General features: G+C 51.8%; 1 rRNA gene. It reads right to left on the bottom strand.

Annotation, left to right across the window (positions count from 1 at the left end):
• Positions 1-255, bottom strand: a 23S ribosomal RNA gene (locus NE547_RS18285); the annotation flags it as partial.

Below are 255 nucleotides of genomic sequence, written 5' to 3'. Positions count from 1 at the left end.
CGCTACCCACAAGTCATCGCCGGTCATTGCAACGAACGTGCGTTCGGTCCTCCATGGGGTTTTACCCCCACTTCAACCTGCTCATGGGTAGGTCACCCGGTTTCGGGTCTATTGCCACTGACTTTATGCGCGCTATTAACACTCGGTTTCCCTTCGCCTCCGGTACTGAATACCTTAAGCTCGCCAGTAACAATAACTCGCCGGACCATTCTACAAAAGGTACCTCATCAACCATTAACGGTCTTTGAGTGCTTG

Origin of the sequence: Flavonifractor sp. DFI.6.63 (assembly GCF_024462255.1) — a bacterium.
In the GTDB taxonomy this organism is placed as follows: Bacteria; Bacillota; Clostridia; order Oscillospirales; family Oscillospiraceae; genus Lawsonibacter_A; species Lawsonibacter_A hominis.
This window is presented reverse-complemented; position numbering and strand designations above follow the sequence as displayed.